The sequence below is a fragment of the Caballeronia sp. AZ7_KS35 genome, from assembly GCF_023631045.1.
Classification (GTDB): Bacteria; Pseudomonadota; Gammaproteobacteria; order Burkholderiales; family Burkholderiaceae; genus Caballeronia; species Caballeronia zhejiangensis.
Window position 1 is genome coordinate 142,055 of record NZ_JALQDV010000001.1, and the last position, 15,059, is coordinate 157,113.

14 protein-coding genes are annotated in these 15,059 nt (G+C 64.8%); 10 read left to right on the plus strand and 4 right to left on the minus strand.

What is annotated here, in order from left to right; translation table 11 throughout:
* Nucleotides 1-306: 306 nt before the first annotated feature.
* On the minus strand, nucleotides 307-2,118 hold the full coding sequence (gene mnmC / locus NCT05_RS00665) for a bifunctional tRNA (5-methylaminomethyl-2-thiouridine)(34)-methyltransferase MnmC2/FAD-dependent 5-carboxymethylaminomethyl-2-thiouridine(34) oxidoreductase MnmC1 (RefSeq protein ID WP_250501583.1): 1,812 nt from the start codon (nucleotides 2,116-2,118) through the stop codon (nucleotides 307-309).
* An 18-nt stretch (nucleotides 2,119-2,136) separates the two neighbouring features.
* Nucleotides 2,137-3,171, minus strand: a complete 1,035-nt coding sequence (locus NCT05_RS00670) for a VTT domain-containing protein (protein ID WP_250501584.1) — start codon at nucleotides 3,169-3,171, stop codon at nucleotides 2,137-2,139.
* A 298-nt stretch (nucleotides 3,172-3,469) separates the two neighbouring features.
* On the opposite strand from NCT05_RS00670, the gene NCT05_RS00675 reads away from it, so the two are divergent.
* Nucleotides 3,470-3,748 (plus strand): HU family DNA-binding protein, encoded by a 279-nt coding sequence (locus NCT05_RS00675; RefSeq protein ID WP_008352404.1) that lies wholly within the window; start codon nucleotides 3,470-3,472, stop codon nucleotides 3,746-3,748.
* 80 nt (nucleotides 3,749-3,828) lie between these two features.
* On the opposite strand, the gene NCT05_RS00680 is transcribed toward NCT05_RS00675, so the two are convergent.
* Nucleotides 3,829-5,085 (minus strand): GTP-binding protein, encoded by a 1,257-nt coding sequence (locus NCT05_RS00680; RefSeq protein WP_250501585.1) that lies wholly within the window; start codon nucleotides 5,083-5,085, stop codon nucleotides 3,829-3,831.
* Between the two features lie 139 nt (nucleotides 5,086-5,224).
* Complete coding sequence (locus NCT05_RS00685) at nucleotides 5,225-5,668, minus strand: lytic transglycosylase domain-containing protein (protein WP_033536472.1); 444 nt, start codon at nucleotides 5,666-5,668, stop codon at nucleotides 5,225-5,227.
* Nucleotides 5,669-6,271: 603 nt separating this feature from the next.
* On the opposite strand from NCT05_RS00685, the gene gspD reads away from it, so the two are divergent.
* The 9 genes from gspD (at nucleotide 6,272) to gspK (ending at nucleotide 15,047) form a co-directional block, all read left to right on the plus strand.
* On the plus strand, nucleotides 6,272-8,659 hold the full coding sequence (gspD, locus tag NCT05_RS00690; protein WP_008352397.1) for a type II secretion system secretin GspD: 2,388 nt from the start codon (nucleotides 6,272-6,274) through the stop codon (nucleotides 8,657-8,659).
* Entirely contained in the window at nucleotides 8,656-10,143 is a 1,488-nt protein-coding gene (gene gspE / locus NCT05_RS00695) for a type II secretion system ATPase GspE (protein WP_008352395.1), read from the plus strand. Before gspD ends, gspE begins: the two co-directional genes overlap by 4 nt.
* 4 nt (nucleotides 10,144-10,147) lie before the next feature.
* Nucleotides 10,148-11,365, plus strand: a complete 1,218-nt coding sequence (gspF, locus tag NCT05_RS00700) for a type II secretion system inner membrane protein GspF (protein ID WP_008352392.1) — start codon at nucleotides 10,148-10,150, stop codon at nucleotides 11,363-11,365.
* Nucleotides 11,365-11,778 carry a general secretion pathway protein GspC gene (locus NCT05_RS00705; RefSeq protein WP_175979674.1) on the plus strand — a complete coding sequence of 138 codons (414 nt, stop codon included), beginning with the start codon at nucleotides 11,365-11,367 and terminating at the stop codon, nucleotides 11,776-11,778. The genes gspF and NCT05_RS00705 overlap by 1 nt, the downstream gene beginning before the upstream one ends.
* Before the next feature lie 152 nt (nucleotides 11,779-11,930).
* Nucleotides 11,931-12,401 (plus strand): type II secretion system major pseudopilin GspG, encoded by a 471-nt coding sequence (gene gspG / locus NCT05_RS00710; RefSeq protein WP_061132519.1) that lies wholly within the window; start codon nucleotides 11,931-11,933, stop codon nucleotides 12,399-12,401.
* A 16-nt stretch (nucleotides 12,402-12,417) separates the two neighbouring features.
* Nucleotides 12,418-12,891 (plus strand): GspH/FimT family pseudopilin, encoded by a 474-nt coding sequence (locus tag NCT05_RS00715; RefSeq protein WP_008352389.1) that lies wholly within the window; start codon nucleotides 12,418-12,420, stop codon nucleotides 12,889-12,891.
* Nucleotides 12,891-13,277, plus strand: a complete 387-nt coding sequence (gspI, locus tag NCT05_RS00720) for a type II secretion system minor pseudopilin GspI (protein ID WP_008352388.1) — start codon at nucleotides 12,891-12,893, stop codon at nucleotides 13,275-13,277. The genes NCT05_RS00715 and gspI overlap by 1 nt, the downstream gene beginning before the upstream one ends.
* A complete protein-coding gene (locus NCT05_RS00725; RefSeq protein WP_239294371.1) occupies nucleotides 13,255-13,929 on the plus strand; it encodes a PulJ/GspJ family protein in 675 nt (224 codons plus the stop codon). The genes gspI and NCT05_RS00725 overlap by 23 nt, the downstream gene beginning before the upstream one ends.
* The gene (gene gspK / locus NCT05_RS00730; protein ID WP_250435367.1) at nucleotides 13,926-15,047 is read left to right on the plus strand and encodes a type II secretion system minor pseudopilin GspK; all 1,122 of its coding nucleotides are present in this window, start codon (nucleotides 13,926-13,928) and stop codon (nucleotides 15,045-15,047) included. Before NCT05_RS00725 ends, gspK begins: the two co-directional genes overlap by 4 nt.
* The last annotated feature ends 12 nt before the right edge of the window (nucleotides 15,048-15,059 follow it).

A 15,059-nucleotide genomic window follows, 5' to 3' on the forward strand; every position in this document is an offset into this window, starting at 1 on the left:
ACCGGCTACCGGCTTGCCCGGCGACCGGACTTCCACGTTTACGGCCGGCCGATGAACTCGCCGTCAGGTGTTTACAGGTTTACTGTATATAAACGTAGTAGTGGTTAACAAAGCAACGCCTTTTCTGTGGATAACATGGGTTTTGTCTTTTCATTCAATCATTTGGAGAAAGCAGAAGCGGGCCGTAAACATGTTGGCGCCGCGCGGTGAACGCGGAACAACTTTTGGCCGCGTAAACCGGACGCCTCAGTTGTCCCGTTTACGTGCACAACGCGTTCACACGACTTTCACACGCAATTCGACGGCTTATCCACAACTTGCCGGGGATATCTCGCCGTGCCTCAACGCCTTTAGCAAAAAGCGGGCTGGATCGATGGCTTCGGCCAGTTCGCGCTCGATGGGCCAGGGTTCACCTTCGACGAGCGAAGCGATCAGCTCGGCCGCGAGCGTCGCCCAGACGAGTCCGCGCGAGCCGAACGCAAACGCGCCATAGAGACCCGGGATGCGCGGCAGATCGAGCGGCCACGCGACCGACAGTTCACGCGCATCGCGGCGCGCGGCGTGTTCGTCGGCGAGCTGGCCGATCATCGGCATGCGGTCGCTCGTCACGCAGCGAAACGCGACGCGACCCGCGCGTACTGTGCCCGGCATCAGCGCGAGGTCCGGCAACATGCCCGCCACGCGCCCGATGTTCTCCCGATGTCCGGCCTCGCGGATCGCGCGATCGGGATCGTCGATGTCATACGTCGCGCCGACGAGCGTGCCGCCCGCGCCGAGCGGCACCGCGTAGCCTTCGCCGATCACCGGCATGCGCAGAGGATCGAGCGCGCAGCTATCGAGCACGGTGAGTTGGCCGCGCACGCTGCGCGTCGGTTCGCCGTACAGGCCAGCGAGCCGCGCCGCATCGTGCGCGTTCGCAAGCACGATGACCGGCGCGCTCGCGATCTCACCGCCGCTCGCGTCGAACGCGCGCCAGATGCGGCCATCGTGTTCGATGCGCGTCACTTCGGTATTCATGCGCGCCGTGATCCGCGCCGAAGCGTCATCGATTTGCGCCGCGCACACGGCCGCGGGCGAGATCGCACCGCCGCGTGGAAAGTACCAGCCGCCGCGCGCGACATCGACGCCCGCGATGCGCGATGCATCCGCGCGCGTCATAGCCTGCACGTAGTCGGATGGATACGCGAATCGCGCGATGGTGGCGGCGAGCGCATCGGCGTCGTCGGCCGTATCGGCGATCTGAAGCAGACCCGCGCCGCTGCGATGCAACTCGTGATTCGCGTCTTCCAGCGCGCGCCATCGGCGTAACGCGTAGAGAAATGCCGCGCGCGTGAGGCGTGCGGCGACGCTGTCGTCGCGCCAGACGATCGGATGAAACACGCCCGCCGGATTGCCCGATGCATCGCGCGCGGAGACCGCATGACGATCGATCAGCGTGATGTGCCAGCCGCGCGCGGCGAGCCGCGAACTCACCGCGCAGCCCGCGAGCCCCGCGCCGATGACGATGGCTTCGCGCGAGCTCGCGTCGCAACGCAGCGGCGGTTCATGACGACGCACACGCCAGCGCGGTGCGAAACACGCAACGAGCGGCGCATCCGTTGCGTCGGGCGAGCAGTCGAAACCCGACGATGCCAGCGCGCGCCGCAACGTCGGACGATGCGCCGGAGAGGCGTTCGCGCAAACCGTCGCGCCGTCGCCGGCAAAGCGCGCGAGCGTCTTGCACAGCTTGCGCGGATCGTCCAGCGCATCGAGATGAAACGCGTCGGCGCGCAGCCAGAGTTTCGCGAGCATCTCGTGGACGTCATCGCCGATGGCGAGCGTCAGCACGACGCGCCCATCATCGAACTCGAGGCGATGCACGCCCGGCACGCGCACCGGCCAGGCGCGCGCGAGTTCGGCGGCGAGCGGCGATGGATCGTCGGCCGAAGGCGGTTCGTTCAGCGCATTCGGCTGCGCGATAGCGACGACATGCAGCCGCTCGCAACGCGCTTCGTCGTCGCGCCAGCGTTGCCAGAGCGGAAGGAAGGCGCTGAACGTCGTATCGACGAAAGTGAAGATGCGTTCATGCCGCCAGCGCACGGGCAGATCGTGCGGCGCGAAAAGCAGGGATTCGGTCATGCGAAAGATTGGGAAACATCAAGCCGAAGATGACTTGGCGATGGCCGGCGCCATGCCGTTCGCGGCGTCTTCGATCATCAGCGGTTCGAGCGCGTAGCCCGCCGCGCGCCATGCTTCGAGGCCGCCGAGCAGCGGCGCGACATCGGTGAAGCCGTGCGCCGTCAGCTCTTTGGCGGCGAGCGCGGCCGATACTTCGCTCGGGCAATCGCAGTAGGTCACGAGCTTGCGATCGCGCGATATGCCGGCGAGTTGCGATGCGGCGTCGTCGTGCAAGAGCAGCGCGCCGGGAATCGCGAACGGATCCATCGCGCGACGTTCGCGTCGGCGCACGTCGATGACGAGCGGCGGCGGCTCGCCTTCTAGCAGCGTGCGGAGCATTGCTATATCGATGCGCGCCATGCGCAGCCTGCGCAACAGCGACACGCGCTGCCACCAGCGCACGGCGAGATAAAGCGCGAGCGCGATGACCGCGATCGCGATCACGCCGCGTCCGAACAGGTCGAGCCAGGCGAGCACGCTATCGACGAGATCGGCGAATATCGCGCCGAACGCGACGCCGATGCCGGACCACAAGAGCGCGCCGAGCGCGTCATAGAGAAGGAAGCTGCCGATGCCGATACCGGTCGCGCCCGCGACGGGAATAGCCAACGTCGACAAGCCGGGGATGAACTTCGAGACCGCGAGAATGCGTACGCCGAAGCGGCCGAAGAAGTCGAGGCTGCGGTTCACGCAGGTATCGCGCGAGATCGAAAGCTTGCACATGAAGGCGAGCACGCGGCTGCCGTAGCGGCGCCCGAGCCAGAACCAGAGCGCATCGCCGATGAGCGCCGCGATGCTGGCCGTGGCCACGATGGCCGCGAGCGCCTCCCACACCGCCGATGGAAAGCTCGTTGCAAGCCCCGAACCCGACGCCGAAGCGAAGCTCGCGGAGACCGCGATCGCTCCCGTCAAAACCAATGTGGGCAAGGCTGGGAGCGGCAAGCCGAGGCACTCGAGCAGAACGTTGGCAAAAACCAACGGCAGGCCGTATTCGATGATCAGCTCGCGTAGCATGGTTCGCGCCCTGGTGTTCTACGCCCAAAAAAGCGGCCGGGAGCCTCAAAAATATAAGGGTAAATCTTTGAAACCCTTATCCTGATTGGGTTTGCGCTGCGCTATCATACCAAGCGCCGCGTATAGAGGCGGCGCGAAGGCGACGAAGTGAAGCAATGCCGGTGAGATGCCGCGCAAGAACGCCGAATCGTCGGGGAGGCACGCCAGAAGGCCGTCCCTACTCGACTGCACGGTTTGCGCACGTATAATCGGCGCGTTCGCGCTGTTCGTGTCAACCTAAACTGATAAAGGAACCTTAATGAACAAACAGGAACTGATCGACGCCGTAGCCGCGCAGACCGGCGCCAGCAAGGCTCAAACCGGCGAAACGCTGGACACGTTGCTCGAAGTGATCAAGAAGGCTGTCTCGAAAGGTGACGCAGTGCAGTTGATCGGCTTCGGCAGCTTCGGCTCGGGAAAGCGCGCAGCGCGCACCGGCCGCAATCCGAAGACCGGCGAGTCCATCAAGATTCCGGCCGCGAAGACGGTCAAGTTTACGGCTGGCAAGGCATTCAAGGACGCAGTGAACAAGCGGTAAGCATCTTGCCGATTGTGCGGCTACTCGAAGTAGCCAGATGTACATGACCCGCCCTTCGGCGGGTTTTTTTTCGTCCGGCATCAATGCCGATGATCGTCGCAATCGCAGTCGGGACCGTGGTCGTGCTCATGATCGTGGTCCTCGACTTCCCACGCGGGGAACGGATCGGCGAAGCTTCGCCAGGCGTCGGGACCGCGCGCCCATTCGTCGTCGGTGAGCAGACATGCGTCGAAGCGGTCTTGCCAGACGGCAGGATCGAGATTCAATCCGATCAGCACCAGCTCCTGCCGGCGATCGCCGATGCTGTTGTCATCCGGATCGCCATACCATTCCGCGACGATTTCGGCTTCGAGCTCGGGATCGTCAGTCGGCCATTCGCTGCGATCCTGCGCGGCCCACCATAGTCCCGCCGGTCCATGCCGGACCGTTCCGCCCGCTTGCGACAGCGAGCCGCCTACATCGCTTCGCGTCGCGAGCCAGAAGAAGCCCTTCGCGCGCAGCACGTCGGGCCATTCCTGATGCAACAGATTCCACAGACGCTCGGGATGAAACGGCCGGCGCGCGCGATACACGAAATGGCCCACGCCGAACGCATCGGGTTCGTCGGCCGACGGATGTTCGCCGTTCAGGATCGCGAGCCAGCCGGGCGCGCTCGCGGTCGCATCGAAATCGAAACGGCCGGTGTTCAGCACGTCGCCGATGGGAACGTCGCCCGATTGCGCCCGGACCTGGAGCGCGCGCGGATTGAGACCATGCAGGATGCGCGCGACCTTTTCGATTTCATCCGCGCTGGCGAGATCGATCTTGTTGATGACGATGACATCGCAGAATTCGATCTGTTCGATGAGCGTCTCGACGACCGTCCGATCGTCTTCGTCGTCATGGCCTTCCGGCGACAGACCGCGCTCGACGAGCGAATCCGCGGACGCGTAATCGCGCAGGAAACTAGCGGCATCGATCACGGTGACGAATGTGTCGAGATGCGCGTGGCCCGCGAGCGTTGCATCGTCGTCGTCGCCGAACGCGAGATGCTCGGCGATGGTCATCGGTTCGGCGATGCCCGACGTTTCGACGACGATCGCATCGAAGCGCTGCTGCTCCGCGATCCAGCTGATCGCGCTTTCGAGCGCTTGCATCGACCGGCTGCCGAGTGTCAGAAGCAGGCAGCCGTTGGGCAGTTCGGTGGTTTCGCGATCGGCGCCGGAAGCGGCTTTGCTGCACGTCACGCCGCCGATGCGCGCGCCTGCGGCGTTCGCGAGCAAGGCATCGACGAGCGTGGTCTTACCCGCGCCGGTGAATCCCGATAGCACGGTAATGGGCAATGGCATCTGATTCATCGCAATGGAGCGTGACAGGGAACGGAGCGCACGAGCGCGAACCCGCGCTGCCGGTCGGGCGGCGCGGGCGATCGAATAGGGGATTTTGCATCAAATGCACGCCGTGCGCGGCGCACATGCGGAAAAGCGCGGGCGAAGGTCAGCGCGTAGCCTGAAGCAGCTTCCAGCGACGCAGGATCTCGATGATCTGCGCCGAGTACTTGTCGCGCAGCGCAGGTGTTTCGGAATGGTAAGCACCGACCGCCTGCCACGAATTGCCATACTTGTTCATCTTTTGACGCAGATGCCACGCGGCCACATAGACGCTCTTGCACGGCTCCATCAGCGTGCCGCTCGAGATGCCGTACTGGGCGAGCGTGTTGAGATGGATCGAGTTGATCTGCATCAGCCCGTAATCGGTCGAACCATTGGCGTTCTTGTTGATGGCGTCGGGCTTGTTGTGCGATTCCTGCCACGCGATCGCGCGCAGGATGAGCGGATTGACCTTCTGATACTTCGCCGCTTCGTCGAAGCAGTCTGCGTGCGCGGCCGCGGCCGCCATGAGCGGCCCGCATATCGCCAGTGATCGCAATATTCTCTTCATTTTCCTTCTGCTCCATCCGCACACGCGGAACGTCATGCCGCCGTTGCGGCGCCTTGGCGCCAACGCCAACAAATCAACGTCCGCGGCCGGGCGTGCATGGGGAAAACCCACCCTTTCTGTAACCGCCCGGAATGCGGAACCGACCGTATCATACCGGCTGACGAATCCGCCCAAAAGTTGGCTATCAGACATACGCCCGTTTCGCGCTCCGAAACCCGCATGCGCGCGAGGCGCACCGGCCTATTGATCGGACTTGTTCTAAATGTCTGAATAATAAGACTTCTGGACGTTGTACAATTCGGCTCCCGCGTACATCGGCCGAGTCTCGGAATCGTTCAGATACGGTCTATCGGCAAGTTATTCGAAAGCTTGAGAGCGCTGGATTTTGTATCGCACGTGGCAGCCTAGGGCAACGTGATCCGGAACGAATTGGCACAATTCCGTTACACAAAGCTGCTATCGTCATATTTTTTAAAATAACCGCGAGGGGTCGGGCCCGCCCGTTCCACACCGCGGTTGGCGGCGCTCTCGGCTGACGAGCGGGGCTGCCTCAGCCGGCTCCGAAGACCCGGCTCTGACATCAAACCCATGAGAAGACAACCTATGGCACTGCGTCGTCTGGCGACGGCAATGCTGGCGGCGGGACTTATCGTCGCCCAAGCCGCGCACGCGCAGGTGACGTTGAATTTCGTCAACGCGGATATCGACCAGGTCGCGAAAGCGATCGGCGCCGCTACCGGCAAAACGATCATCGTCGATCCCCGCGTCAAGGGGCAACTCAATCTGGTTTCGGAGAATTCGGTTCCCGAGGACCAAGCGCTGAAGACGCTCCAGTCGTCGCTGCGCATGCAGGGCTTCGCGCTCGTGCAGGATCACGGCGTCCTGAAGGTCGTGCCCGAAGCCGACGCCAAGCTGCAGGGCGTGCCCACGTATGTCGGCAATGCGCCGGCGGCGCGCGGCGATCAGGTGATCACGCAGGTCTTTCAGTTGCACAACGAATCGGCGAACAACCTTCTGCCGGTGCTGCGTCCGCTGATCTCGCCGAACAACACGATCGCGGCGTATCCGGCGAACAACACGCTCGTCGTCACCGATTACGCGGACAACGTGCGCCGCATCGCGGGCATCATCGCGGGCGTCGATACGGCGGCGGGCCGCTCCGTCGACATCGTCACGCTGAAGAACGCGAATGCGATCGACGTCGCCGAGCAGATGAACAAGCTGCTCGATCCCGGCGCGATCGGCAGCACGGACGCGACGCTGAAAGTCACCGTCACGCCCGATGCCCGCACCAACTCGCTGATGTTCCGCGCATCGAGCAGCTCGCGCCTCGCCGCGGCGAAGCAACTGGCGCAGAAGCTCGACGCGCCCACGACCCAGCCCGGCAACATGCACGTCGTGGCGCTGCGCAACGCCGACGCGACGCGTCTCGCCAAGACGCTGCGAGGCATGCTCGGCAAGGGCAACAACAGCTCGGACAACACGTCGAACACCAGCTCGAACACGTTCGGTCAGAGCGGCGGCGGTCTCGGCAATTCGTCGATGTCCACCGGAACGTCCGGCACGCCGCCGCTGCCGGGCGGACTCAGCGGCAGTTCGGGCAGCGGCAGCAATCCGATGTCGGGCGGCACCGGCAACAAGGACTCGAGTTTCTCGTCGAACAAGGACAACGATTCCGGCAACGACCAGGGCGGCGGCATGATCCAGGCCGATGCCGCGACGAATTCGCTGATCATCACCGCGGCGGATCCGGTTTATCGGAACCTGCGCACCGTGATCGACCAGCTCGACGCGCGCCGCGCGCAGGTGTACATCGAAGCGCTGATTGTCGAACTTTCCGCGACGAGCGGTTCGAATCTCGGCATTCAGTGGCAGGGCGCGCTGCTTTCCAACAGCGGCAACAACGCGCTCTACGGCAGCTCGAGCTTCGGCGCCGGCAATACGAACATCGTCGATCTGACCTTGCAGGGCAACGCGATCGCGCAGAATCCGTCGTCCCTCACGTCGACGTCCGGCCTGCTCGCGCAAGGCTTGAACATCGGCCTTTTGCACCGCTTCGGCAATCTCTTCGGTCTCGGCGGACTCTTGCAGGCGCTGTCGACATCGGCGGATGCGAACATCCTCTCGACGCCTAACCTCATCACGCTCGACAACGAGGAAGCGAAGATCGTCGTCGGCCAGAACGTGCCGGTCGTGACGGGTTCGTACGCGACGCCGACCGCCAACGCCGCCACGTCGGTCACGGCGTTCAACACGTTCGACCGCCGCGACGTCGGCGTGACCCTGCACGTCAAGCCGCAGATCACCGACGGCGGCGTGCTCAAGATGCAGATCTATCAGGAAGATTCGAGCGTCGATTCCACGACGAAGAACGATCCGGGCGGCGTGACGATCAACACGCGCTCGGTGCAGTCGACGATTCTCGCGGACGACGGCGAAATCGTCGTGCTCGGCGGTTTGATGCAGGATCAGTACAACAACAACAACAGCAAGATTCCGCTGCTCGGCGACATTCCGTTCATCGGCAGCCTGTTCCGCAGCGAAGGCAAGACGCGCACGAAGACCAACCTGATGGTGTTCCTGCGTCCGGTGATCGTGCGGGACCAGGCGACGGCCACGCAGATCGCCAACACGCGTTACGACTATCTGCGTCAGCAGCAATACGGCTCGACGACGGATAACCGCATCATCAAGGATCAGAACGTGCCGGTCATGCCGCCGAAACCGCTCGGTCCTTCCGAAGGCGGTGGACCGCCGGCCCAAAATCTGCTGGACTGGAGCGATACGACGCGCGGTCCCGGCCCGAGCACGACGCTGCCACAGAATCCGGATGCCGGCCCCGCGCCGCAACCGACGCAGACCGCGCCGCAATCGACGCTGCCGCCGCAAAGCACGTATCCGGCGCCGTCGAACGGCGCGACGAACGCGATTCCGGCCAATGGCGCGACCAACGCCATGCCGGGCAATGCCGCAACGGGAGTCCATCCGTGAGCACGGTCAACGATGCAGTCGAGAGCGCGAGCACCGCGGCGTCGCCGCTGGCGGCCCGGCTCGTGCCTTACGGCTTCGCGCGCAGCGGGCAGATTCTGCTCGCGCATCAGCACGCGGACAGCATCGAAGTCTGGATAAGCGAGCGCACGACCGACGCGGCGCTCGCGGAAGTCGCGCGTAATTTCGGCGCGCTGTCGATCATCCGCAAGCCCGCCGACGAGCTCGCCGCGGCAATCAACTCGGCCTACGCGCGCAACGACGGCAGCGCCGCGCAGGTCGTCGGCGAAGTGGAAGGCGAAGTCGATCTGTCGCGCCTGATGCAGGACATTCCGGAAGTCGAAGACTTGCTGGAATCGGAAGACGACGCGCCGATCATCCGCATGATCAACGCGCTGCTCACGCAGGCGGCGCGCGAACAGGCATCGGATATTCACATCGAGCCGTTCGAGAACGCGTCGGTCGTGCGCTTTCGCGTCGACGGCACGCTGCGCGACGTCGTGCGGCCGAAGAAGGCGCTGCACGGCGCGCTGATCTCGCGTATCAAGATCATGGCGCAACTCGATATCGCCGAAAAACGTTTGCCGCAGGACGGGCGCATCACGTTGCGTGTCGGCGGCCGTCCGGTCGATGTGCGCGTGTCCACGCTGCCGACCGGCCACGGCGAGCGCGCGGTGCTGCGTCTCCTGGAAAAGGACGCGCAGCGCCTGAATCTCGAAACGCTCGGCATGGCGCGCGACACGCTCGTCCAGTTCGACAAGCTGATCGGCCGCCCGCACGGCATCGTGCTCGTGACCGGCCCGACCGGCTCCGGCAAGACGACCACGCTGTACGCGTCGATGTCGCGCCTCGAGACGACGACCACCAACATCATGACGGTGGAAGATCCGATCGAATACGACCTGTCGGGCATCGGCCAGACGCAGGTGAACGAACGCATCGGCATGACGTTCGCGCGCGCGTTGCGGTCGATTTTGCGTCAGGATCCGGACATCATCATGATCGGTGAAATCCGCGATCTCGAGACCGCGCAGATCGCGGTGCAGGCTTCGCTCACCGGCCACCTCGTGCTCGCCACTTTGCACACGAACGATGCCGCTTCCGCCGTCACGCGTCTCACCGACATGGGCGTGGAGCCGTATCTGCTCGCGTCGTCGCTGCTCGGCGTTCTGGCGCAGCGGCTCGTGCGCCAGCTCTGTCCGGTGTGCAAGGAAGAGCGCGTCGAGGAAGACGGCACGAAGCATTACCATCCGGTCGGCTGCGACCGATGCGGCCAGTCGGGTTACGTCGGCCGTCGCGGTGTCTATGAGCTGCTGCTGATCGACGACGCGATCCGCCCGCTGATCCATCGCAATGCGGCCGATGCCGAGATTCTCGAAGCGGGCCGCAAGCAAGGCATGCGCACGCTGCGCGAGGACGGCGATCGCTGGCTCGCGGCCGGCGTGACGTCGCTGGAAGAAGTGTTGCGCGTGACGGGCGGAGAATAAGCAGATGCCGGCATTCCGTTTCGAGGCGATCGATCACGCGGGCAAGACGCAAAAAGGCGTGCTCGACGCCGACAGCGCCCGCGCCGCGCGCAGCCAGTTGCGCACGCAAGGGCTGACACCGCTCGTCGTCGAGGCGGCGGGCTCGCGCACGCGCGGCGAGCGCCAGCAGCGCCTGTCGCTCGGGCGGCGGCTGTCGCAGCGCGAACAGGCGATTCTCACGCGTCAGCTCGCGAGTCTTCTGATCGCGGGCTTGCCGCTCGGCGAGACGCTCGCGGTGCTGACCGAGCAATCCGAGCGCGATTACATCCGCGAACTGATGGCCGCGATCCGCGCCGAAGTGCTCGGCGGCCATTCGTTCGCCAACGCGCTCGCGCAGCATCCGAAGGACTTTCCGGAGATTTACCGCGCGCTCGTCGCGGCGGGCGAGCATACCGGCAAGCTCGGCCTCGTGCTGTCGCGTCTCGCGGACTACATCGAACAGCGTAATGCGCTGAAGCAGAAGATCATTCTGGCGTTCACGTATCCGGGCATCGTGACGATCATTGCGTTCGGCATCGTCACGTTCCTGCTGAGTTACGTCGTGCCGCAGGTCGTGAACGTGTTCGCGAGCACGAAGCAGGCGCTGCCCTTCCTGACCGTCATGATGATGGCGCTCTCCGCCTTCGTCCGAAGTTACTGGTGGGCCGTGCTGATCGGCGTCGTGATTTTCGCGTGGCTCGTGAAGACGATTCTCGCGCGGCCCGGGCCGCGCATGTCGTTCGACCGCTGGCTGCTGGGCGCGCCGCTCATCGGCAAGCTGGTGCGCGGCTACAACACCGTGCGCTTCGCCAGCACGCTCGCGATCCTCACCGCCGCCGGCGTGCCGATCCTGCGCGCGCTGCAGGCCGCGGGCGAAACGCTCAGCAACACGGCGATGCGCGAGAACGTCGACGACGCCATCGTGCGCGTGCGCGAAGGCTCGTCGCTGTCGCGCGCGCTCGGCAACACGAAGACGTTTCCGCCGGTGCTGGTTCACCTGATCCGCTCGGGCGAAGCGACCGGCGACGTCACCACGATGCTCGACCGCGCTTCCGAAGGCGAAGCGCGCGAACTCGAACGCCGCACGATGTTCCTCACGAGCCTGCTCGAACCGCTGCTTATCCTTGCGATGGGCGGCGTCGTGCTCGTGATCGTGCTCGCGGTGATGCTGCCGATCATCGAACTGAATAATCTGGTGCAGTGATGAACGCCCTTCAAACTCGCTTACTGACGCTCGCCGCGCTCGCGCTCTTTTGCGTGACGGTGACGTATTGGGTCGTCACGCTGACTTCGCGGCAAACCGCGCCGCTGCCCGCCGCGGCGGCGACGCGCCAGCCGTCGGTCGAGCAGGCTGCGACCATTTTCGGCGGACGGCTGGAGCGTCAGGCCAATTCGGACGTGCATCTGTTCGGCATTCTCGCGCTGCAGGGCGGCGCGGCGGCCATCGTGAGCTACGGCGGCGAGGCGGCGAAAGCCGTGTCGCTGGGCGGTCCGCTCACGCAAGGCGTGAAGCTTTCGGAAGTGCGCGCGCGCTCGATCATCATCGAGCGCAACGGCGTCAAGTCGGAGATTTTCCTGCCGCAGAATCCGCCCGGCCCGACGATCTGGGTGCGCTGAACGCGACGCGATGCCTCGCTTGCGGCCGAATCACGCGACGAAAGCGGATCGATAGAATGACCGGCGGCTTCGGCAAGGCGGAAAGCCGCGCGATTTTTGTAATCACCGGGCAAGACCCGGAAACAATATTTTCAATTCAAGAGGTAGCAGTCATGCAATTGTGGACCCAACGCCGCATGCAAATTCAACAAGCTCAGGCGCAAGGACGCCGCCAGCGCGGCTTCACGCTGATCGAAATCATGGTCGTGATCGCGATTCTCGGCATTCTCGCCGCGCTGATCGTGCCGAAGATCATGAGCCGCCCGGACGAGGCGCGCCGCGTCGCCGCGAAGCAGGACATCGGCACCATCATGCAGGCGATGAAGCTGTATCGCCTCGATAACGGCCGTTATCCGACGCAAGAGCAAGGCCTGCGCGCGCTGATCGAAAAGCCGACGACCGAGCCGGTGCCGAACAACTGGAAAGACGGCGGCTATCTCGAGCGCCTGCCGGCCGATCCGTGGGGCGGCCAGTATCAATATCTGAATCCGGGCGTGCACGGCGAAGTCGACGTGTTCAGCTACGGCGCGGACAACAAGGCCGGCGGCGAAGGCAACGATGCCGACGTCGGCTCCTGGCAGTAAATCGGCGGCTTGAATCGTGAACGGGCATTCGGCGGCGCGGCGTCAGGCAGGCTTCACGCTGCTCGAAATGCTCGTCGTGCTGGTGATCGCGGGCCTGCTCGTGTCGCTCGCGTCGCTGCAACTCACGCGCAACCCGCGCACCGATCTGAAGGAAGAAGCGCAGCGTCTCGCGCTGCTGTTCGAATCGGCGGGCGACGAAGCGCAGGTGCGCGCGCGGCCGATCGCGTGGCAGCCCATCGACGGCGGGTATCGCTTCGACATCCGCACCGAGGACGGCTGGCGTCCGTTGCGCGACGAACTCCTGCGTCAGCGGCGCTGGGAAGGCGGCGTGACCGGCGTATCCATCCAGTTCCTCGATTCGGACAAAACGGCGGGCCGGCTCGTGTTCGGCACGGAGGCCATCGACTCGCCCATGGAAATCACCTTGTTCTCGGCGGTAGGCCGCGTGACGATCGTCGGCAGCGGCAACGGCCGCTATCAGGTGCAGTGATGCGCCAGCGTCGTCATCAACGCGGCTTCACGATGATCGAAGTGCTCGTCGCGCTGGCGATCATCGCGGTGGCGCTCGCCGCCTCGGTGCGCGCGGTCGGCTCGCTCGCGACGGGCGAAGCGGAGCTGCATCGGCGGCTGCTCGCGGGCTGGAGCGCGGACAACGAACTCGCGCAGCTCAGGCTCTCGCATCAGTTTCCGGCGATCGGCTCGCGCACGTTCGACTGCTCGCAGGGCAATCTGAAACTCTCGTGCACGCAGCGCGTGAGCCAGACGCCCAATCCGATTTTCCGGCGCGTCGAGATGCTGGTCACGACGCCGGGCCGCTCCGGCTATCTGGCGCAAATGGTCACGGTGGTGGCGAATGAAACGAACCGCTCGCTCTGACCGCCGCACCAGTCAGCGCGGTTTCACGCTGCTGGAAATGCTGATCGCCATCGCGATTCTCGCGGTGCTCGCGGTGCTGTCGTGGCGCGGGCTCGATTCGGTGATTCGCGGCCGTGCGACCATCGAGAACGCGATGCAGGACGAGCGCATCGTCGCGCAATTGTTCGACCAGATGCGTATCGACGCGCGCCAGGCCGCAACCGACGACGAAGCCGGCCAGCCCGCCGTGCAGATCGGCAATGGCTCGCTGCAGATCGTGCGCGGCGTCTTCGCGCCCGGTACGGCGCCGCGTCTGCAAGTGGTGCGCTACAGGCTGTCGAACGGGCGGATCGTGCGCTATGCATCGCCGCCGCTGTCGAATGTCGGCGAAGTGCGGCGCGCGTTGCAGTCGGGCGATTCGGGCGACGGCTGGACATCGATTCCGCTGATGGGCGGCGTGGCGTCGCTCGCGACGCGCGTCTACATTCCGGAAAAAGGCTGGACGACGCGCATGGGCGACGTGTTCGCGCAGATCAACCAGAACGACAACAACCTGAAAGTGCCGCAACTGGGCAACGCGCCGCTGGCGCGCGCCGTGTCGGGCGTTCAGGTCGCGGTCGGCGCGCGCACGCTGGCGACGCCGATCACGCGCGTCTTTCTGGTCGGAGAATGAACATGCGCGCTCCGAACCGGAAGAAGCAGCGCGGCGTCGCGATCATCAGCGCGCTCCTCGTCGTATCGCTCACGGCGATTCTCGTCTCGGGCATGCTGTGGCGTCAGCAGGTGCAGATTCGGCGCATCGAGAATCAGCGGCTGCTCGCGCAGGCGCAATGGATTTCGCGCAGCGCGCTCGACTGGACGCGTCTCATCCTGCGCTCGGAAGCCGATACTTCGCCGACGGTCACGTATCTCGGCGGCGTGTGGGGCGTGCCGATCGCGCGGACGAAGCTGTCGGATTTTCTCGGGCAGATCGGCGAAGTGCGCGCGCAGCAAGGCGCGTCGACGTATCTGTCCGGCTCGATCGAGGACGCGCAGGCGAAATTCAACCTGCGCAATCTGGTGTCGACGCCGACGCCCGGCGTGCTGACGATCAACGTCGCGCAGATTCAGGCGTTTCAGCGGCTGCTGACGATGCTCGGCATCAACGGTTCGCTCGCGAAGACGGTCGCGCTGCAGATGCGCGCCGGCCTCGCGCGCTCCGCAACGCGCTTCCAGACGCAAACGGGCAACAGCGCGACCACGGCGAGCGGCCAGAACAACGAATCGACGACGCTCGCGGCGATCGCGCAGGGCGGCGGCGCGGCCGGCGGCGGCAATTTCACCGACGATCCCGGCCTGAAGGACGCGGACAGCAACGCGCCGGTCGCGCCCTTGCAGATGATCACCGTCGATTCGCTGCTCGACGTGCCGGGTTTTTCCGCGGAAGCGGTCGCGAAGCTGAGGCCGTTCGTCACCGTGCTGCCGACGACGACCGCCGTGAACATGAACACCGCGCCCGCCGAAGTGATCGCCGCGCTGATCCCGGGCATGAATCTGTCGCAGGGACAAGCGTTCGTCGCGCGCCGCGAGACGGTGTTCTTTCACGACATCGGCAACGTGCAGCTCGCGCTGACCGGCGCGGGCGTCAAGACGGTCTCGATCGATTCGAACGAGATGGACGTCACGACGAAGTATTTCGTGATCCACGGGCGCGTCGAACACGAGCGCGCGCAACTGGAGCGCACGACGCTCGTGTATCGCGATCCGACGACGCATACGACGCGCATCGTCTACACGCGTGATTCGCTGTAGAACCGATGCGCT